13 protein-coding genes and 2 pseudogenes are annotated in these 19,625 nt (G+C 73.2%); 10 read left to right on the top strand and 5 right to left on the bottom strand.

The features are described 5' to 3' along the window. Nucleotides 1-48: 48 nt before the first annotated feature. Together QQK26_RS00460 and QQK26_RS00465 are read right to left on the bottom strand one after the other, a co-directional pair. The gene (locus tag QQK26_RS00460) at nt 49-3,852 is read right to left on the bottom strand and encodes a glutamate synthase-related protein (protein WP_284228935.1); all 3,804 of its coding nucleotides are present in this window, start codon (nt 3,850-3,852) and stop codon (nt 49-51) included. A 56-nt stretch (nt 3,853-3,908) separates the two neighbouring features. Then, nucleotides 3,909-5,720, bottom strand: a pseudogene (locus tag QQK26_RS00465) (glutamate synthase central domain-containing protein); the annotation flags it as partial. Nucleotides 5,721-5,910: 190 nt separating this feature from the next. Between QQK26_RS00465 and QQK26_RS00470 the strand changes: the two are divergent. The 8 genes and pseudogenes from QQK26_RS00470 (at nt 5,911) to QQK26_RS00505 (ending at nt 14,085) form a co-directional block, all read left to right on the top strand. Continuing rightward, nucleotides 5,911-6,873: a MetQ/NlpA family ABC transporter substrate-binding protein gene (locus QQK26_RS00470; protein WP_284228937.1), complete on the top strand. Its 963-nt coding sequence runs from the start codon at nt 5,911-5,913 to the stop codon at nt 6,871-6,873. A 150-nt stretch (nt 6,874-7,023) separates the two neighbouring features. After that, nucleotides 7,024-7,974 (top strand): methionine ABC transporter ATP-binding protein, encoded by a 951-nt coding sequence (locus tag QQK26_RS00475; RefSeq protein ID WP_284228939.1) that lies wholly within the window; start codon nt 7,024-7,026, stop codon nt 7,972-7,974. Continuing rightward, nucleotides 7,967-8,629, top strand: coding sequence for a methionine ABC transporter permease (locus QQK26_RS00480; protein WP_284228941.1), 663 nt, complete (start codon nt 7,967-7,969; stop codon nt 8,627-8,629). Before QQK26_RS00475 ends, QQK26_RS00480 begins: the two co-directional genes overlap by 8 nt. A 153-nt stretch (nt 8,630-8,782) precedes the next feature. Beyond that, on the top strand, nt 8,783-9,760 hold the full coding sequence (gene mvk / locus QQK26_RS00485) for a mevalonate kinase (protein WP_284228943.1): 978 nt from the start codon (nt 8,783-8,785) through the stop codon (nt 9,758-9,760). After that, nucleotides 9,757-10,599: pseudogene (gene mvaD, locus QQK26_RS00490) on the top strand (diphosphomevalonate decarboxylase); the annotation flags it as partial. The gene mvk and the pseudogene mvaD, both read left to right, overlap by 4 nt. A gap of 130 nt (nt 10,600-10,729) precedes the next feature. After that, nucleotides 10,730-11,851: a phosphomevalonate kinase gene (locus QQK26_RS00495; protein WP_284228949.1), complete on the top strand. Its 1,122-nt coding sequence runs from the start codon at nt 10,730-10,732 to the stop codon at nt 11,849-11,851. Nucleotides 11,852-11,864: 13 nt separating this feature from the next. After that, a complete protein-coding gene (locus tag QQK26_RS00500; RefSeq protein ID WP_284228951.1) occupies nt 11,865-12,884 on the top strand; it encodes a hydroxymethylglutaryl-CoA reductase in 1,020 nt (339 codons plus the stop codon). 34 nt (nt 12,885-12,918) lie between these two features. Further along, on the top strand, nt 12,919-14,085 hold the full coding sequence (locus QQK26_RS00505) for a hydroxymethylglutaryl-CoA synthase (RefSeq protein ID WP_284228953.1): 1,167 nt from the start codon (nt 12,919-12,921) through the stop codon (nt 14,083-14,085). A 134-nt stretch (nt 14,086-14,219) separates the two neighbouring features. Here QQK26_RS00505 and surE read toward each other — a convergent pair whose 3' ends face one another. Continuing rightward, complete coding sequence (gene surE, locus QQK26_RS00510) at nt 14,220-14,888, bottom strand: 5'/3'-nucleotidase SurE (RefSeq protein WP_431307970.1); 669 nt, start codon at nt 14,886-14,888, stop codon at nt 14,220-14,222. A gap of 64 nt (nt 14,889-14,952) precedes the next feature. Continuing rightward, nucleotides 14,953-15,900: a 1-phosphofructokinase family hexose kinase gene (locus QQK26_RS00515; RefSeq protein WP_284228954.1), complete on the bottom strand. Its 948-nt coding sequence runs from the start codon at nt 15,898-15,900 to the stop codon at nt 14,953-14,955. Between the two features lie 176 nt (nt 15,901-16,076). Here QQK26_RS00515 and QQK26_RS00520 point away from each other — a divergent pair, with 176 nt between their 5' ends. Beyond that, on the top strand, nt 16,077-16,874 hold the full coding sequence (locus QQK26_RS00520) for a sulfite exporter TauE/SafE family protein (RefSeq protein WP_284228957.1): 798 nt from the start codon (nt 16,077-16,079) through the stop codon (nt 16,872-16,874). After that, the gene (locus QQK26_RS00525) at nt 16,871-18,328 is read left to right on the top strand and encodes an MFS transporter (RefSeq protein WP_284228959.1); all 1,458 of its coding nucleotides are present in this window, start codon (nt 16,871-16,873) and stop codon (nt 18,326-18,328) included. Before QQK26_RS00520 ends, QQK26_RS00525 begins: the two co-directional genes overlap by 4 nt. Nucleotides 18,329-18,671: 343 nt before the next feature. On the opposite strand, the gene hisN is transcribed toward QQK26_RS00525, so the two are convergent. Beyond that, a complete protein-coding gene (gene hisN, locus QQK26_RS00530) occupies nt 18,672-19,463 on the bottom strand; it encodes a histidinol-phosphatase (RefSeq protein ID WP_284234366.1) in 792 nt (263 codons plus the stop codon). Between the last annotated feature and the right edge of the window lie 162 nt (nt 19,464-19,625).

Below are 19,625 nucleotides of genomic sequence, written 5' to 3' on the forward strand. Positions count from 1 at the left end.
CGAGCGCGGCCGAGCCGAAGGAGGCGTCCGCGGGGATCAGGAGGTCGCTCACGCGGGCACCGCCTCGGTGGTCGAGGTCTGCTCGTCGCGCACCGCGCTCGTCGCCAGGTCGGTCAGCGCCGAGCTGGCGAGCAGCTCGTCGAAGCGCGCACCGTCGGTGCGGCCCAGGTTCTTGCGCTGCTGGTGGAGGATCCAGCCGTAGGTGCCGGGCGCGTCGATGCCGCGCACGTTGCGCAGGCGCAGCGAGCGCTTGTAGTCGTCGATGCGCTTGATCGCGATGAGGGTGGCCAGCTCCGCGTCGTCGAAGCGCTCGAGGGCGTCGCGCAGGTAGCGCAGCACCTTCTGCATGACGAAGAAGTCCTCGGTGAGGATGAGCTTGCGCACCGCGTCCTGCACCCGCGGGTCCTCGGCGCTGGCGGCGCCGGGCACCCGGTCGAGCGCGATCTCGCGCGCCGCGTTGAGCACGGTGTACGACGAGAGCAGCGAGAACATGTCCGCCGCACCGTGCTCGCCGAGCCCGGGCGCGCGGCCGCCGAGCACCATGCGCTGGTCGCGGAAGTCGACCTTGAACGCGCGCAGCTTGTCGGTGGCGACGGAGTTCGCCAGCTCGTCGAGCAGCTCCTTGCGGCTCTTCTGCGCCAGGATCTCGTCGGCGTCCTGCGAGAGCAGCAGCGCCCGCGGCATGCCGACCACGACGTGCTCGCGCTCGGTCTCCCAGTGCTCGAGCAGGTGCGCGGCCTTCGCCGAGCCCGTCGCCTCGAGGTGCCACTCGAGCAGCAGCCGCACGGCCTGCTCGTGGAAGTCGCCCTGCTCCGCATCCGTCACCGGGAACAGCAGCAGCGAGTCGGCGCTCACCAGGCTCGGCAGCAGGCCCTCGGGGTCGTACTGGTAGAGGAAGCCGCCGCTCATGCCGTTGCCGACGCCCTTGCCGAAGGCGCCGAGGTTGAGCACCGCGCCGTTGGTCATGTACTCGCAGCCGAAGTCGCCCAGGCCCTCGACCACCGCGGTGGCGCCCGAGTTGCGCACGGCGAAGCGGTCGCCCGCCTCGCCCTCGACGAAGAGGCGGCCGCCCGTCGCGCCGAACAGGGCGAAGTTGCCGATGAGCACGTTGCCGCCGCGCACGGGTGCGCCGCCGCCGGGGGAGCGCACGATGACGCGGCCGCCGCTCTGGCCCTTGCCCACGCCGTCGTTCGCGGTGCCGGTGTGCTCGAGCGTGATGCCGTCGTTGGTGAAGGCGCCGTAGCTCTGGCCCGCCGAGCCGTCGGTGGCGATGCGCACGGCGCCGTCGACGAGGTAGGCGCGGCCGCGCTCGTCGCGCTGCACCGCGGGCAGCCCGGCGGTCTGCTCGGCCGAGAGCTCGTGGTTGAGGATGCGCTCCACGTCGATCGACAGCTGGCCGCCGACGGACTTGTTGCGGTTCATCAGGCTGACGCCGTCGATGCGCACCTCGGACTCGCCGCCGTCGATGATCGCGGCGCGCACGCGCTCGATGAGCGAGTCGTCGATCGCGAAGTCGCGCGGCAGCGTGATCGGGTCGGCGACCTGCGGGATGTCGTGGACGGCGAGCATGTCGCGCACGTCGAGGCGGCCGACCGCCGACGGGTGGTCGAGCAGCTGCAGCAGATCGGTACGGCCGCGCGCCTCGCGCAGCGACTTCAGCCCCAGGCCCGCGAGGATCTCGCGCACCTCGTGCGCGATGTTCAGCAGGTACTGCGCCAGCGCGCGCGGGTCGCCGTCGAAGGCCTCGGGGTTGGTCGTGAGGCCGGCCGGGCACTTGATGTTGCAGTTCTTGGCCATCACGCACTTGAGCATCATGAGCGCGGTGGTGCCGAACTCGAAGCTGTCGCCGCCGAGCAGGGCGCTGGTGACGACGTCGCCACCGGTCTGGTGGGCGCCCGAGCAGCGCAGGGTGACCTTGTCGCGCAGACCGTTGGCCACGAGCGCCTGGTGCACCTCGGCGATGCCGATCTCCGCGGAGCGGCCCGCGTACTTGAGGCTCGTCACGGCCGCCGCCCCGGTGCCGCCGGTGTTGCCGGCGACGTTGATGACGTCGGCACCCGCCTTGGCGACGCCGACCGCGATGGTGCCGATGCCCTCCGAGGAGACGAGCTTGACGATGACGCGCACGCGCGCCGCCTTCGCGTCGTGGATGAGCTGCGCCAGGTCCTCGATCGAGTACGTGTCGTGGTGGGGAGGCGGCGAGACGAGCTCGACGCCGGGCGTGCCGCCTCGGGCGGCGGCGATGTCGACCGTCACCTTGGCCGCGGGCAGCTGGCCGCCCTCGCCGGGCTTGGCGCCCTGGCCCATCTTGATCTCGATCTCCTCGAGCATCGGGTCGGCGAGGTAGCCGGCCCAGACGCCGAAGCGGCCGGAGGCGAACTGCTTGATGCGCGAGCCGCGGATCGTGCCGTAGCGCGAGAGGTGCTCGCCGCCCTCGCCGGAGTTCGACATGCCGCCGACCATGTTGGTGCCGTGCGCCACCGCCTCGTGGGCGGTCGCGACGAGCGCCCCGTGGCTCATGGCGCCGGACGCGAGCGAGCGCGTGATCTCGTGCGCGGGCTGCACCTCGTCGAGCGAGACGGCCTCCGGGGCCTCCTCGAGCAGCGCGAGCAGCTCCGCGGCGCGGCCGGTCGCGGTGATCGCGACGTGCTCGGCGTCCACGTCGACGATGGTCAGCTCCCGGCCGAGCGCGGCGGAGAGCCACTCCGCGAGCGCGGAGTGGCGGGCGTGGGAGTCCGCATCGATCGCGCTCTCGGCGAGGCGCAGCACGGTCGCGTCGCCGTCGCGCTCGATGCCGAGGCCGCGCACCGCGATGGAGGTGTTCCCCTCGATCGCGAAGCGGCGGAACTCCCGCTCGAAGTCGGCGGCCGTGCGCAGGCCGACGGTGTCCGCGGGCAGCGCGAGCACATCGCGCAGCGCGCTCGGGCGGCGGTGCCGCTCGGCGTTCGTCGTGGCGACGAAGTCGCGGTAACCGGGGGTGATGCCGAAGCCGTCGATCCGCTCGTCCGTCAGCGCCTCGTAGCCGGTGTTCGCGTAGGCGCGGTCGTCGAGGCCGAAGGCGTCGTCGAGCTGGCCGAGCGTCAGCATGCGCAGCGCGGTGTGCGCGGGGTCCTGCTCGTGACCGAACGCCGGCTCCTCGTCGGTCATGACGGCGAAGCCGCGCACCGAGGTCGTGCCGAAGCTGTGGCCGGCGCCCTCGGAGCGCTCCTTGAAGAGCCCCAGCAGCGGCACCTGCCCGTCGGTCTGCACCGAGCGCGCGCGGGCGTGCCAGTCGGTCGCCGCCTCGGCGATGCGGGCGAAGCCCACGCCGCCGACGGGAGCGTCGAGGTGCGGGAAGGCGCGCGCGAGCACGGGGTCGCGGGTGTCGAGGTAGTTCGGCTCGAAGAACTCGCCGCCGATGTAGCTCTCGACGGTGCAGAGGCCCACACGGCCCATCGTCTTGCCCAGCTGCTTGAGCGCCGCCTTGCGGAACCGGTCGAAGGCCCGGTCGGTGTCGGTCTGCTCGCCGGCGGGGCCGGCGGGCGCGGGGAACTGCTCCTCGGCGCGCAGACGGGCGCTGAGGCTGTACACGGCGCTCGCGCCGAAGCCGAGGGCGCTCGCGACGTGGTGCGAGCTCGGCAGCTGACCGCTCTCCGCCACGATCGAGACGCGCAGTCGCACGCCGGCCTCGATGAGGCGCTGGTTGATCGTCGCGACGGCGAGCAGCAGCGGCAGGGGCGCGTGCTCGGCGTCGATGCCGCGGTCGGTGACCACGGCGATGCCGCCGGCCGCGCTCGCGAAGGCGACCACCGCATCCGCCAGCGCATCCAGCGCCGCGACCATCGAGGCCGCGTTGGCGTCGGCGTCGCCCACGACCGGCGTGTAGAGGAGGTCGAAGCGCTCGAGGGGGTGAGCGTCTGCTCGCGCAGGCGCAGCATGTCGAGCTGGCTGAGGATGGGGGACTCCACGACCAGCTGGTGGGTCGCCGACGCGCCGCCGTCGGGCTTGGCACCGAGGGCGACGCGGAAGGTCATGCCGTCGGCCTCGCGGATGCTGTCGAGCGGCGGGTTGGTGACCTGGGCGAAGCGCTGCGAGAAGTACTTCGCCATGCCGCCCTCCTGGTCGGCGAGCGCGTGGATGGCGTTGCCGTAGCCCATGGCGGAGATGCGCTCGCCGCCGGTGGCGAGCATCGGGTCCATGAGGAACCGGAAGCTCTCCTGGTTCAGCGAGTACGACACGTACCGGCCCGACCGGCTCAGGTCGCCCTCGTAGCCCAGGGTGTCGTCGCCGCGCTCCAGACCGTCGAGCGCGATCGCGTCGAGCGGGGTGCGGGCCTCGGCGAGCAGCGCGCCGTAGTCGCGGCGCGCGGCGAGCAGTTCGAGCGCCTCGCGGCTGCGCAGCTGGCGACCGGTGCGGTGGTCGAAGGTGAGCATGCCGCCCGCCTCGATGCGTCCGCGGTGGAGGACCTCGTCCGGGTCGGCGTGCAGCTGCCCGGCTTCGGAGGAGACCATGAGGTACTCGGCCGTCTCGACCGTGCGCAGCGGGCGCAGGCCGAGGCGGTCGAGGCGCGCGCCGACGACGTCGCCATCGCTGAAGATCACGGCGGCGGGACCGTCGTTCTTCTCCTCGTAGAGCGAGAAGTACTCGAGCATGTCGCGCACGTGCTGCGGCAGCGTCGCGTCGTTCTCCCACGCCGGCGGCATGAGCGCGACGATCGCCTCGACGAGGTCGAGGCCGTCGTCGAACACGCGGCTCTGCAGCGTCTGGTCGAGGCGGCTGCTGTCGCTCTGGCCGTGCGGGCGCACGATCGTGCGGTCCTTCGCGCGCGCCAGCGCCTCGTCCGAGAGGCGGTTCTTGCGGTCGGTGTTGAGCTCGCCGTTGTGCGCCATGAGACGGAACGGCTGGGCCATCGTCGGGTGCGGCTCGGTGTTCGTGGAGAAGCGCGTGTGGAAGTAGAGCGTGCGCACCGAGTGGCGCTCGTCGAGCAGGTCGACGAAGTAGGGGATGACCTCGTTCGAGTTGAGGCGGCCCTTCAGCGTCTGCGTGCGGGTGCTCAGCGAGAGCGGGTACAGGCCGGCCAGCTCGGGGCGCCCGTAGGCCTCGCTCTCGATGGCGAGCAGCGCCTGGTTGGCGGCCTCGTCGGTGCGGGTGCGGTCCCAGCCCTCGGGCGCGCGGAACACCCACTGCAGGATGGGCAGCTGCAGCCGCTCGGCGGCCGGCACGGCGGCGCCGTGGTCGACCGGAACCGGGCGCACCACGAGCACCTCGAGGCCGGTGGCCTCGACGGCCTCCGTCACGACGCGACGTGCCTCGTCCTCCTGCGCGACGTCGTCGGGCAGGAAGAAGTTGCCCACGCCGAAGCGGCCGGGCTCGAGCGGCTCGCCGACGAGCGCGCCGAAGAACTCGGCCGAGAGGTCGACGTTGACGCCGGCGCCGTCGCCGACGCCCTCGGCGGACATGCCGCCGCGGTGGGGGATGGCGCACAGGGCCGCGTCGCCGCGCACGATCACGTCGTGGCTGGGGGTGCCGTCCTTGCGGGTGATGAAGCCGACGCCGCACGCGCTCGATTCGCGGGCAGGGTCGTAGAGGCCGATTCGGTCGAGAGTCACGGGCGGATCCTGGAAGTCGCCGGCATGCCGGAGGTGCTGTGGTTGCGGTGCCGCGACGTTGGGGCTCCGATCGCGCGCGGGCAGGGGTGCGTGCTGTGTGCGCGGAATTGCGGTGACATCACGGTAAGGCACCCCTTAAGGCTGCGCAAGCGAGGAAGGCCTCCGGGGCGGTCGCCCGTCCACGTGACACGGCGTGACACGACGTGACACGGCGTGACGACTCGGCTTCCGCGGCCTCCCTGCGCGCCGCATGCTGATCCGGCATCCACGACCGCTCCGGCTCACGAACGCCGAGCGGTCCCCACAGCCACGAGGAGATCCCATGTCCGAGCAGCAGAGCGACCTGCGCGCATCCGTCGAGAGCGCCGGGAAGAAGCGCCGCAACATCGTCATCGGCGCCGCGGGCGTCGCCGTCGTCGCGCTCGTCGCGGGCGGTGCCGTGATCGCGGCGAACCTCGGGGGCGGCGGCGACGCCGGCGCCTCCGCCGCCGAGGAGCGCCTCAGCCTGCGCCTCGCGGTCGGCGAGGACAACGCCTACACCGACGCGGTCGTCGCCTCGGCCGCCGACCTCGGCCTCGACCTCGAGTACGTCAACGTCGCCGACTGGGTGCTGCCGAACACCGAGGTCGCCTCGGGCGAGTTCGACGGCAACGCCTTCCAGCACATCACCTACCTGTCGACCTTCAACGCCGAGAACGGCAAGGACCTCACCCCCCAGTTCTCGACGATCATCGTGCAGTGGGGCGTCTTCTCCTCCACGCTCGAGTCGCTCGACGACCTCGGGCGGGGCGCGCGCATCGCGCTGCCGGACGACCCCTCCAACCTCGGCCGCGCGCTGCTGATCCTCGAGTCGGCCGGCGTCATCGAGGTCGACGACGCCGCCGGCATCAAGCCCACGGTCGACGACGTCACCGACAACCCGCTCGGCGTCGAGTTCGTGCAGATCGCCGCGCTCACCATCCCGCAGCAGTTCGACGACCCGAGCCTCGACGCGGTCGTGGTGGGCACCTCCTACTTCGACCCGAAGCAGGGCGTCACGGCCGACGACGCGCTCTTCATCGACGACGCCCTCGCCGAGACCTCGCTGCCCTACGTCAACGTCGTCGCGAGTCGCGCCGACAACGCCGACGACCCCGCCTGGGCCGTGCTCGAGGAGGCGTACCGGGACGAGCGGGTGCGGGACGCCATCGAGGAGGAGTTCTTCGGCACCACCATCCCCGTCGACGTGCCCGTCGACACGCTCCGCGAGCGCCTCGCCGAGCTCGAGGCGAGCGCGTCCGCGTGACGCGACGTCCGACCGCCGACGCCTCGGGCGCCCTCACGGGCCCGGGGCGTCCGGCCGCGCAGGAGGAGCGATGAGCACAGCAGTCACCTTCGAGCACGTCTCGAAGACGTTCTCCGGCAAGGGGGCCGCGGCGTCGCCGCGCTCGACGACGTGTCGCTGCGCGTCGAGGCGGGGCAGATCTTCGGCATCGTCGGCTACTCCGGCGCCGGCAAGTCGACGCTGCTGCGCACCGTCAACGCGCTCGAGCGCCCGACGGGCGGCAGAGTGCGGGTGGGCGACGTCGAGATCTCCGCGCTCGCCGGCCGCGAGCTGCACCGGGCCCGTCAGCGCATCGGCATGATCTTCCAGCAGTTCAACCTGCTGCGCTCGCGCACGGTGTACAAGAACATCGCCTACCCGCTAAAGCTGGCGGGCCTCGGCGAGGCGCAGATCCTCGACCGCGTCGAGGAGCTGCTCGCCTTCGTCGGGCTCAGCGACAAGGCGCTCAGCTACCCGTCGCAGCTCTCGGGCGGCCAGAAGCAGCGCGTCGGCATCGCCCGCGCGCTCGCCAACCGCCCGGACGTGCTCATCAGCGACGAGTCGACGAGCGCGCTCGACCCGCAGACCACCGGCGAGGTGCTCGACCTGCTGCGCCGTGCCAACCGGGAGTACGGCACCACGATCCTGCTCGTCACGCACGAGATGGACGTCATCCGCGAGATCTGCGACCGCGTCGCGGTCATGCAGGACGGCCGGGTGGTCGAGCACGGCGACGTCTTCGACGTGTTCGCGCATCCGCAGCACCCGACGACCCGCCGCTTCGTCTCCTCCGTGCTGCACCACCTGCCGAGCGACGAGACGCTGCGGCGCATCCGCGCGCGGCACCCCGGCAGGCTCGTGCAGCTCGACCACGCGCCGGACGAGTCGTCGGATCCGCTGGTCTCGCGCGTCGCGCGCGACCACGGCGTGGGGCTCGAGGTCGTGTACGGCGGCGTCGGCGAGCTGCAGTCGCGGCGCTTCGGCAGCCTGACCATCGAGGTCAGCGGAGCGGAGCCCGCGGTCGAGGCGGCGATCGTCGACCTCGTCGCGAGCGGACGGGCGGCGGAGGTGACCCATGCGTGAGACGGACTTCGGCGCCTTCCTGCCGCGACTCGGCGACGCGCTCCTCGAGACCCTGCTCATGGTCACCGGCGCGTTCCTCTTCGCCGGGATCATCGGCCTCCTGCTGGGACTGCTCCTCTACGCGTCCCGGCCGGGCAACCTGCTCGAGAACCGCGTCGTGTTCGCGGTGCTCAACGTCGTGATCAACGTCGTGCGGCCGGTGCCGTTCATCATCATCGCGATCGCGATCATCCCCTTCACCCGCCTGCTGGTCGGCACGAGCATCGGGGCCGGCGCGGCGATCGTGCCGCTCACCCTCGCCGCGGCGGTGGCCGTGGCCCGCATCGCCGAATCGAACCTCGTCGCGGTCGACCCCGGCGCGGTGGAGGCGGGCTTCGCCATGGGCGCCGGCCCTGCACGGGTGCTGTTCACGATCGTCGTGCCCGAGGCGCTCGGCCCGCTCGTGCTGGGCTTCACGTACATCGTCGTGGCGCTCGTCGACGCGAGCGCCGTGGCCGGCGTCATCGGCGCCGGAGGGCTCGGCGACCTCGCCATCCGGTACGGCTACCAGCGCTTCGACACGCTGGTGGTGGTCGTCATCGTGGTGATCCTCATCGTGCTGGTGCAGGCCGCGCAGCTGCTCGGCGACCGGATCGCCCGGGCGGTGATGCACTGAGCTCCTGAGCGAGCGGATGGAGCGCGGCGGCCGGCGGGCCGCCGCGCCCCGTCGTCGGTGCGTCGGGCCCGTCCGGGAATCGCCCGAGCGGCGGATGCGCGTCACCCGCCCGTCGGCTGGCACCCCCGGCTCCGAATGGCTAGCGTGATCGGGTTGAACGCACACAGACCCCCGCCCCGCCCCGGCGCCGCCGTCGCGGGCCACGGGCGCTCCCACGCCAAGCTCATCCTGTTCGGTGAGCACTCCGTCGTGCACGGGCACCCGGCCATCGCCGTGCCGGTGCACGCGATCGGCGCCGAGGCGGATGCGGTGCCCGTCGGGGGCGCGCTGAGCGTCTCCTCGGACGACGCGGCCATCACGGCGCGCGAGGGCTGGCAGGACGTGCCGGTCATGGCGATCGCCGCCACGCTGCGCCGCCTCGGACTGCCGGAGGAGGGGGTGCACGCGAGCATCCGCAGCCGCGTGCCCGCCGGCCGCGGCTTCGGTTCCTCCGCCGCCGTCGCCGGCGCGATCGTCGCCGCCGTCGCCGATCTGCACGGGGCCGAGCTCGACCGGCAGACGCGCTTCGAGCTCGTGCAGGAGGCGGAGCGGGTGGCCCACGGCAACCCGAGCGGTCTCGACGCACGCACCACCGTCGCCGATCGCGCCGTCGCGTTCCAGCGCGGTGCCGTGCGCGAGTTCGACATCGCGCTGCAGGGCTCCTTCGTCGTGGCCGACACCGGCGTGCACGGCAGCACCCGGCGGGCGGTCGCCGACGTCCGGGCGCTGCTCGAGCGGGAGCCCGAGCGCGCCGAGACGCTGCTCGATCGGCTCGGGGCCATCGCGGTGGACGCTGAGCGCGCCCTGCGCGTGGGCGATGCGCAGGCGACGGGTGGGATGATGGACGAGAGCCAGCGCATCCTCCGCGAGCTCGGCGTCTCCAGCGTCGAGATCGAGGCACTGGTCACCGCGGCGACGGGCGCCGGCGCACTCGGCGCCAAGCTCAGCGGCGGCGGCCAGGGCGGATGCATCGTCGCCCTCATCGGCGACGGCGACGACGCGACGGCGGTGACGGAGGCCCTGCGCGCAGCGGGCGCTGCCGGCATCTGGTCCGTGCCGCCGGCTCCCCATCCGAGCGGAACGACGACATGACCACCAGCAGCACCGCGGTCGCGCACCCGAACATCGCCCTCATCAAGTACTGGGGCAAGCGCGACGACCTCCTCATCCTGCCCGCCACCAGCAGCCTGTCGCTGACGCTGGACGTGCATCCCACCACCACCACGGTCGCCCTCGCCGAGGCCGACAGCGCCTCCCTCGACGGCGCACCGATGACCGGCGACGCGCTCGAGCGCGTCAGCCGCTTCCTCGACCTGGTACGCGAGCTCGCCGGCTCCGACGCCCGCGCCGCCGTGGTGAGCACGAACGCCGGCCCGACCGCCGCCGGCCTCGCCTCCTCCGCCTCCGGCTTCGCGGCGCTCGCCGCGGCCGCCGCGCACGCCTACGGCCTCGACCTCGACGAGCGCGCGCTCAGCCGTCTGGCCCGCCGCGGCTCGGGCAGCGCCAGCAGGTCGATCTACCCCGGCTTCGCGCAGTGGCACGCCGGCACCGACGACGAGAGCTCCTTCGCCGAGCCCGTCGAGGCCCCGGGCATCGACGCGACCATGATCGTCGCGGTCGTCGACGGCGGCCCCAAGCACGTCTCGAGCCGCGCCGCGATGCGCGAGACGGTGCGCACCTCCCCGTTCTTCCCCGCCTGGATCGACTCGAGCGCCGTCGACCTCGCCGACCTGCGCGCCGCGCTCGCGGCGGGCGACCTGCCGGCCGTCGGCGAGGTGGCCGAGCGCAACGCGATGCGCATGCACGCGACCATGCTGGGCGCCGAGCCGCCCGTGCGCTACCTGTCGCCCGCCTCCGTCGCCGTGCTCGACCGCGTGCGGCAGCTGCGCGCGGAGGGCGTCGGCGCCTGGGCGACCATGGACGCCGGCCCCAACGTGAAGGTGCTGACCGATCGAGCGGATGCGGAGCGCGTGCGCGCCGCGGTCGCGGAGCTCGGCGTCGCGAGCAGCCTGCTCGTCGCGGGGTCCGGCCCGGGCGTGACCGTGCGCGAGGGGGCACCGCGTGAGCGCCATCGTCAGCCGTGCGCCCGGCAAGCTCTTCATCGCCGGCGAGTACGCGGTCGTCGAGCCCGGGCACCCCTCCGTGCTCGTGGCGGTGGACCGGTACATCACCGTGACCCTCACCCCGAGCGAGGGCAAGGGATCGATCTCGAGCGACCAGTACGGCAAGCTGCCCGTGGTCTGGCGTCGGCAGGGCCGCACGATGGTGCTCGATCACGACCACCGGCCCTTCGACTACGTGCTCACGGTCATCCAGACGGTCGAGCGCCTCGTGACCGAGCTCGGCATCCCGCTGCGCTTCTACGACCTCGCCATCACCAGCGAGCTCGACGACGTCAACGGCCGCAAGTTCGGCCTCGGCTCGTCCGCCGCCGTCACGGTGGCGACCGTGCGGGTGCTCGACGAGCTCTACGGGCTGGGCCTCGGCCCGCTCGAGCAGTTCAAGCTGGCGCTGCTCGCCACCGTGCAGGTCGCGCCGATGGCCTCGGGCGGCGATGTCGCCGCGAGCCTCTTCGGCGGCTGGATCACGTACTCCGCGCCCGACCGCGCCGAGCTGCGCCGCCGGCTCGACGCCGGCGCCGGCATCGGCGAGCTCCTCGGTGAGGAGTGGACGCACCTGAACGTGCGCAACCTGCGCGCGCCGAGCTCGGTCGAGCTGCTGGTCGGCTGGACGGGCGAGCCGGCCTCGACGACCCGGTTGGTCGACGAGCTGCAGGGCCGCAAGCAGCGCGAGGAGAGCCACTACGCCGAGTTCCTCGAGGGCAGCCGTCGCTGCGTCGACGGCCTCGTGGCCGCGCTGGCCCGCGATGACGCCGAGGGTGTGAAGACCCGCATCCGCGAGGCGCGCGCGCTGCTCGCCTCGCTCAGCGCGAGCGCCGGCGTGCACATCGAGACCCCCGAGCTCGCGCAGCTCTGCGCCGCCGCCGAGTCGATCGGCGCGGCGGCCAAGTCCTCGGGCGCCGGAGGCGGCGACTGCGGCATCGTGCTCGCCGACACCGGTGCGCCGATCGGCGAACTGCTGCGACGCTGGGAGCACCACGACATCCGCCGACTCGATCTGGCCGTGCACCCGCCGCTGCCGACCGAGGTCACGGGGGCGATCCCCACCGTGCGCGCGGACTGAGGAGGAGAACCGCATGACCGTCCAGGACTCCGCCGCTCCCGTGCCGCTGCGCTGGATCGGCCCCGTCAAGATCAGCGGGGGCACCGTCGGTCGCGACGCCCCCGAGCTGGTCGAGGTGCCGCTGGCCACCTACGAGACCACCCTCTGGCCGAGCGTCAAGCGCGGCGCGGCGCTGTCGAAGCTCGCCGAGCGCGGCATCGTCGCGACCGTGGTGGACGAGCGGATGACGCGCTCCGTGCTCTTCGAGGCGGCCGACGCCTCCGTCGCCCTCGCCGCCGTGCGCGCCTTCGACGCGCAGCGCGCCGAGCTGGCCGCCGTGGTCGCGGCGAGCAGCCGCTTCGCCAAGCTCATCGACCTGCACACGCAGATCGTGGGCGATCTGCTCTTCGTGCGCTTCGAGTTCACGACCGGCGACGCCAGCGGCCACAACATGGTGACGCTCGCGAGCGATCGCCTGATGGACCACATCCTCGCCACCGTCCCCGGCCTGCGCTACGGATCGATCTCGGCCAACTACTGCACCGACAAGAAGGCCACCGCCGTCAACGGCATCCTGGGCCGCGGCAAGAACGTCGTCACCGAGCTGCTCATCCCGCGCGAGCACGTCGAGCGGCGGCTGCGCACCACGGCGAAGCAGGTCGAGACGCTCAACATCCGCAAGAACCTGATCGGCACCCTGCTGGCCGGCGGCATCCGCTCGGCGAACGCGCACTACGCGAACATGCTGCTCGGCTTCTACCTGGCCACCGGCCAGGACGCCGCCAACATCGTCGAGGGCAGCCAGGGCATCACCCACGTCGAGGACCGCGACGGCGACCTGTACTTCTCGTGCACCCTGCCGAACGTGATCGTCGGCAGCGTCGGCAACGGCAAGGGGCTCGGCTTCGTCGAGGACAACCTCGCACGACTCGGCTGCCGCGAGGAGCGCGAGCCGGGGAGAACGGCCGCCGGCTCGCCGTGCTGGCCGCGGCCACGGTGCTGTGCGGCGAGCTCTCGCTCATGGCGGCGCAGACGAACCCGGGCGAGCTCATGAGCGCGCACCTGAAGTTCGAGCGGTAGGAGGCATCATGACCCGCATCGGCATCCACGACATCGCCATGGCGACCACGAAGTACCGGCTCGACCTGCCGCTGCTCGCCGAGGCCCAGGGCATCGACCCCGAGAAGTACCGCATCGGCATCGGGCAGGACGCGATGAGCTTCCCCGCCGCCGACGAGGACGTGGTCACGCTCGCGGCCGCGGCCGCGCAGCCGATCATCGAGCGGCACGGCGTCGAGGGCATCCGCACCGTGCTGCTGGCCACCGAGACCGGCATCGACCAGTCCAAGGCCGCGGCGGTGTACGTGCACGCCCTGCTCGGGCTGCCGCACTCCGCCCGCGCCGTCGAGCTCAAGCAGGCCTGCTACTCGGGCACGGCCGCGCTGCAGATGGCGGCGGGGCTCATCGCCCGCGACCCGCGCCAGCGCGTGCTCGTGATCGCGACCGACGTGGCCAAGTACGACCTCGATTCGAGCGGCGAGTCGACGCAGGGCGCCGCCGCCGTGGCGATGCTCGTGAGCGCCGATCCCGCGATCGCCGTGCTCGAGGGGCCGAGCGGCGTGCACACCAACGACGTCATGGACTTCTGGCGCCCGAACTACCGGGTCACCCCGCTGGTCGACGGCAAGTACTCCGTGCGCGCGTACCTGCGCGCCGCGGAGGGCGCCTGGCTCGACTACCGGGCGCTCGGCGGCGCGGCGTTCGAGGACTTCGCCGCGCACTGCTACCACTCGCCGTTCACCAAGATGACGGCGAAGGCCCACAAGCACCTCATCGGCGTCAGCGGCGGGCAGGCCACGCCCGCCGAGGCCGAGGCCGCGCTGGCCGACACGGCCGTCTACAACCGGGCGATCGGCAACAGCTACACGGCGTCGCTCTACCTGGGGCTGCTCTCGCTGCTGGACCAGCGCGACGACCTCGCCGGCGAGCTGGTCGGCATGCTCAGCTACGGCTCCGGCGCCGTCGCGGAGTTCTTCGCCCTGCGCGTCGTCGAGGGCTACCGGGAGCACCTGCGCACCGAGCGCACCCGCGCGCAGATCACCCGGCGCGAGCCGCTCGACGTCGCGCACTACCGCGAGCTGCACGAGCTGCGCCAGCCGTCCGACGGCGGCGACCACGCGGTGCCCGTCGACACGGCCGGGCCCTTCCGGCTGGCCGAGTACAGCGGTCACCAGCGGGTCTACCGCAGCCGCTGAGCCGACGGTGGTCCGCGCAGGCCCCGCGATCCGTCACAATGGAAGCTGCGACGGCGCTCGACCCGATCGTGGGGATGGGGTCGGGTGCCGTCGCCCCAGCGCGCGGGCGCGGCCCGCGGCCTCCCGCTCCGCATTCACGAAGCGAGCGGAGGCGCCTCCCCGATCCCCGTGATCGCGGTGGCGACGGCGAGTCCGTCGCGCAGCAGCGCCGCATCCGTCCCCGGCTCCAGCTCGGCCTGCGGATCGGCGATCGTGAGGCGTGCACCACCGGCCTCGCCGGGCTCGGCGACGAGGGCCTGCACGATGCCGAAGCTCGACAGGGCGGCCCACTCGAGCGCGGCCGGCGTCGCGGTGTTCGGGGCGTTCACGTTCACGACCGTGCCCTCCTCCGCGGCCAGCACCGCGTCGAGCACGGTCGCCGCCGCGGCCGCGGCGGAGTCCCAGTGCAGCGCCTCCGGGCGCAGCCCGACGTCGAGCGACACCGCGAGGCCGCGCGACCCGTTCGCGCCGGCGGTGAGCGCCGCGCCGACGGTGCCGGAGTGCAGCACGACGCGGCCGACGTTCGCGCCGCGGTTGATGCCCGACAGCACCAGATCGGGCGGGGTGCCGAACGAGCCGTGCGCGCCGAGCAGCGCGATCAGCGCCGGAGCGGCCCCGACCGCGTAGACCTGCAGGCCGTCCTGCTCGCGGTGCTCGATCGTCACGCGGCCCTGCTCGTCCGCGCCAATGATCGCCGCGCCCGAGCCGCTGGCCTCGGTGCTCGGGGCGGCGACGACCACGTCGTGCCCGAGCTCGACGGCCATGCGCGCGAGCGCGTACAGACCGGGGAGTGCACCCCGTCGTCGTTGGTCACCAGGATGCGTGCCATCAGTCGTCCCCGTTCCTCTCGATCGGCTCCACGCGCACGTGCTCGCGCAGCCGGTGGATCGCCTCCCCGTCGCCGCTGCCCAGGCCGTGCCGGGTCACGTTGAGCGCCCCGGCCGCCGTGCCCAGCGCGACGGCCTCGTCGAGCGGGTCGCCGCGGTCGAGCGCGAGCGTCGTCGCCGCGGTGAGGGAGTCGCCGGCGCCGGAGGAGTCGACGACCTCCATCTCGGGGCCGTGCACGCGTCGGGCGCCGTCGCCGTCGAGCAGCAGCGTGCCGCTGCGCCGGGTGACGATCACCGCCTCGGCGCCGTCGGCGCGCATCCGCTCCATCGCCCGCAGGATGTCCCGCTCGTCGGCGTCCGCGCCCGGCCCGTCGATCAGGCCGTCGCGCTCCAGCTCCTCGTCGCTCACCTTCGCCAGGGCGACGCCGCCCTCGAGCGCGGCCTGCAGGCGCTCGCCGGCGAGGTCGACGATCACGCGCTTGCCCAGGCCGCCGAGATCGGCGGCCAGGCGGCGGTACACCTCGGCCGGCAGCAGGTCGTCCTCGGCCGGCCCGCTCAGCAGCACCGTGTCGACGGCCAGCGCCTCGCGCACCGTCAGGGCGTACAGCTCGTCGAGGTCGTGGCGGGTGAACGGTTCGCCGCCCGCCTCGGCGATCGGCTCGCGCTCGCCGTCGCGCCGGTCGTGCACGTAGGCGCTGCCGCGCGCATCGCGCCGGACGGCGCTCACCTGCAGGCCGAGCTCCCCGAGCAGCGGCCCGAGCACGAGGCCGGTCTCGCCGCTCAGCACGCTGCAGAGCGTCACCTGCGCGCCGAGCGAGCGCAGCATGCGCGCCTGCCAGACGCCCTGCCCGCCTGCGTGCACGTGCACGTCCGGGCCGTCGGGATGCTCCTCGATCGTCACGGTGAGCACGGGCGAGGGGGCGAGGATCACGAGGCGCTGCTGGGTCATGTCCGTCATTAAGGTACGGAGCCGGGAGGATGCGCGGCAGCTCTCGCGGGCCCCGTTCAGCGGGGCGTCGCCCGCCTGCACCACGGGTGTAGGCTGCCGACCGGCCCGCCCGGCCGCCGCCTCCTCGCGACGAGAGCCATGACGGACCCTGTCCCACGTTCCTGCGGAGGAGAGCCATGCCCGTCGTCCCCACCCGATCGCGCCGCGACTGGATCGTGCTCGTCGTGATCGGCCTCGCCGCCGGCTTCCTCTCCGGGTTCCTCGGCGTCGGCGGCGGCACCATCATCGTGCCGATGCTCACGGCGTTCCTGGCCTTCGACCAGCGCCTGGCCGCGGGCACCTCGCTCACCGCGATCATCCCTCCCGCGATCGTGGGTGTGATCGGCTACCTCATCACCGGTCAGGTCAACTGGATCGCCGGCATCGTGCTCATCGTGGGCGCCATCGCCGGCGCCTGGATCGGTTCGTGGCTGCTGTCGAAGCTGCCCATCCTGGTGCTGCGGTGGATCTTCATCGTCTTTCTGCTCTTCATGGCCGTCACGCTCTTCCTCGCGGTGCCCAGCCGCGAGTCCGAGGTCGACATGAACGTCCTCACGGTGGCGCTCCTGCTCCTGCTCGGCCTGGTCACGGGCATCATCTCGGGCCTGGTCGGCGTGGGCGGAGGGGTCATCCTCGTGCCCGCGCTCGTGCTGCTCTTCGGCGCCAGCGACCTCGAGGCCAAGGGCACGAGCCTGCTCGTGATGATCCCGACGACCATCACCGGCACCATCGGCAACGCGCGCCGCAAGAACGTCGACCTCAAGGCGGCACTCGTCATCGGCCTCACCGCGGCGCTGACGAGCCTGCTGGGCGTGTGGTGCGCGGTGCTGATCGACCCGCGGGTCGGCAGCATCCTCTTCGGCGCCTATCTCGTCTTCATCGCGCTGCAGAACACCATCAAGACCCTCAAGGCGCAGCGAGCGGCACGCGCGTGAGCGCCGGCGCAGAGTCGGCCGACCAGGAGCGGATGCGCTGGCGCGCCTTCGCGGTCTGCGTCGGCGTCGCCTGCCTCACCATCCTCGACCTGTCGAAGGTCAACGTCGGCCTGCCCGCGCTGGAGAGCGCGCTCGGCGCCGGACCGACCCAGCTGCAGCTGATCGTCGCCGGCTACACGCTCGTGTTCGGCCTCACGCTGGTGCCCGGCGGGCGTCTCGGCGACCTCACCTCCCGGCGCAGGCTCTTCGTCATCGGTCTCTCGCTCTTCACCGCCGCGAGCCTCCTGTGCGCGATCGCACCGACCATCGAGGTGCTCATCGCCGCCCGCCTGCTGCAGGGTGCGGCCGCCGGCCTGCAGATGCCGCAGGTGACGGGCATGATCCAGCAGCTCTTCCAGGGCCCGGAACGCGGACGCGCCTTCGGGCTGTTCGGCGCGATTATCGGTCTCTCCACCGCCTTCGGACCCGCCATCGGCGGCCTGCTCATCGCCGTCGGCGGCGAGCAGGACGGCTGGCGCCTGCTGTTCTGGATGAACGTGCCGCTCGGCGCGATCGCGCTGATCGCCGCGCTGCGGCTCCTGCCGCGGGAGCAGCGGTCGGAGGGCGGCCCGCGGGGCCTCGATCCGCTCGGCCTGGTCCTGCTCGGCGGGGCGATCCTCGCGCTGCTGGCGCCGTTCCTGCTCACCACGGGTGGCGAGTCCGACGACCCGCGGCGCTGGTTCCTGCTGCTGCTCGGCGCGGTGCTGCTGCTGGCCTTCGTGCTCTGGGAGCGCCGCTACGCCCGCGGCGGGCGCTCGCCGGTGCTCGACCTCGAGCTCGTGCGGCGCCCGTCGTTCCGCAACGGCGTCATCGTCGGCACCGCGTTCTTCGCGGCGATGCCGTCGCTCTTCCTCGTGGCGACGCTCTACCTGCAGCAGGGCCTCGCGCTCAGTGCGCTGGCCGCCGGCTCGGTGAGCATCGGCTTCGCGCTCGCGTCGGCGCTCGGCTCGTGGCTGAGCGGCCCGCGGGTGCAGCGCCTCGGACGGGCGCTCGTGGTCGGCGGCCTGGTCGTGCTGATCGCCGGGTTCGCCCTGGCACTGCTGCTCGTGCACCTCGTGCCGAGCGCGGCGGTGCCGTGGGCGATGGCCGGGGCGCTCACCCTCGCCGGCATCGGCGGCGGCTGCGTCGTCGGCCCCAACCAGACGCTCACGCTGTCGGAGGTGCCGGTCGCCCAGGCTGGCGTCGCGGGCTCGGTCGTGCAGCTCGGCCAGCGCGTGGGCACGGCCGTGGGCGTGGCGCTCGCGACCTCGACCTTCTACGGCGTGCTCTCGCGCGAGGTCGGCGCCGAGACCGACGCCACCGCCTACCTCGACGCCTTCTCGCTGGCCCTCGTCGTCGTCATCGGCCTCGCCTCCCTGGCCCTCGTCGCCTCGCTGCTCGACCTCCGCAAGCGCCACGAGGCCGGCACGCGCTGACCCGCTGCGCCCGCGCGCCCGCGCCTGCGCCTGCGCGCCCGCGCCCGCGCCTCGCCCCCAGCCCTCTCGCCCCCAGACTCTTTCGCCAAACGACGGAGATCCGGCCACCGGGAGCAGCAGGCACGGAGCGAAGCCCCGCCAACGCGGGTCCCACGCCGCTCGGCGCATCCGTCGTGCCTCAGATCTCCGTCATTCGGCGAACGGCGGGATGGACGGGGTGACGCGACGTACGAACGCGCGACCAGCGGCTGGCCGCACAGGCAGCTCCGAGGAGCCCGCCGCCGCGAGCTGCTCCGCCGTGCAGGGGCCCGGAGCTGCTCCGCCGTGCAGCGCCGCGAGCGGCTCAGCTGTGCAGCGCCGCGAGCGTCGCGTCGTGCAGCAGGCCGTTCGTCGCGAGCGCGCTGCCGTGCCAGGGGCCGTCCTCGCCGGCGACCGAGGTGAAGCGCCCGCCCGCCTCCTCCACGATCGGCACGAGCGCCGCCATGTCGTACACCTGCAGGTCGAACTCGCCGGCGACGTCGAGCACGCCCTCGGCGACGAGCATGTACGACCACATGTCGCCGTACGCGCGGGTGCGCCACACACGGCGGCTCAGCGCGACGAGGGGTTCGAGCATGCCGGCCTGATCCCACTGCTGCATCGAGTTGTAGCTGATCGACGCGTCCTCGAGGGCACCGACCGAGCTCACCGCGAGGCGCCGCGGCTCTCCGCCGCGCTCCGAGATCCAGGCGCCGCCGCCGCGGGTCGCCCACCAGCGCTTGCCGAGGGCGGGCGAGCTCACCACGCCGAGCACCGGCACGCCGTCGACCACGAGCGCGATGAGCGTCGCCCACACGGGCGCGCCGCGCAGGAAGTTCGCGGTGCCGTCGATCGGATCGACGATCCACTGCCGGCTCGCCTCGCCCACCGTGCCGTACTCCTCGCCGAGGAACGCGTCGTCCGGGCGCTCCGCCTCGACCCCCGAGCGGATGGCGCGCTCGACGGCCTGGTCCGCATCCGTCACGGGCGTGCGGTCGGGCTTCGTATCGATGCGCAGGTCCTGCGCGCCGAAGCGCTCCGAGCTGATGGCGTCGGCCGCGTCGGCGAGCCGCAGCGCCAGCGCGAGGTCGGTGGCGAGCTCATCACCCGCCGGCAGCGTGGAAGCGGATGCGGATGCGGGCGTCGGGTCGCTGGCGGAGCTCACGCGCCCAGCGTACCGGCGCGGGACGCCCGCCGAACGTCGCTGGATGCGCCGAGCGGCGCCGCACCGCGGCGCACCGCATCGCGGCGCCCGCACAGCGGCGCACCGCACCACACA

Source organism: Arenivirga flava (assembly GCF_030161575.1).
GTDB classification, from domain to species: Bacteria; Actinomycetota; Actinomycetes; order Actinomycetales; family Microbacteriaceae; genus Arenivirga; species Arenivirga flava.